The following is a 535-nucleotide window of genomic DNA, read 5'->3' as shown; positions in this document are numbered from 1 at the left end:
CCCCCGGCGTCCGCCCACATTCCCGTCACGCCGTCGGGTCCCGAGAAGCTCGGGACGAACCCGTTCTCGTCGGTCGTGATCGTCGAGGCGGTGGCGCCGCTGCCGTCGAGGAGATCGGTGTACTGGGTGCCGCCGTCCGCTGAGGACCAGAACGTCAGCGCGGCCCCGGGGGCGACTCCCCAGAGTCCGTCGGTCGGCTGGACGACGTAGTCGGCGAGGGTCGCTCCGTACAGATACCGCGCCACGTCACACCGTCCAATTCATGGTCACGCTGTTGATGTTCTGGCCGGCGTTCACGCCGGGGTGCTGCGTCAGCCACACCTGCCCGGCGCGCGCGTGGTTGGCGGGGTAGACCGTGACGTTTCCGATCCGGGCGCCCGTGAGGTACACGGGGAACTGGTGCTGAAGGAAGGGGTGCACCGCGCTCGCAGGCATGAGCACGGGCAGCCGGGAGTCCGTCCCCGCGGCAAGGTTGGACCCCTTCCGCTCGAACGTGCCCGCACGCAGCGTGACCGACCTGCCGTCCCGGTCGTAC

General features: G+C 70.1%; 2 pseudogenes. Both read right to left on the bottom strand.

The features are described from left to right. Positions 1–245 (bottom strand): annotated as a pseudogene (locus LPA54_RS36245) (hypothetical protein); the annotation flags it as partial. A 1-nt stretch (position 246) separates the two neighbouring features. After that, a pseudogene (locus tag LPA54_RS36240) lies at positions 247–535 on the bottom strand (hypothetical protein); the annotation flags it as partial.

The sequence above is a fragment of the Streptomyces sp. DH12 genome (genome assembly GCF_020873895.1).
Lineage (GTDB): Bacteria > Actinomycetota > Actinomycetes > Streptomycetales > Streptomycetaceae > Streptomyces.
Note: the sequence above shows the minus strand (reverse complement) of the source record. Positions and strands in the feature narration are given on the sequence as shown.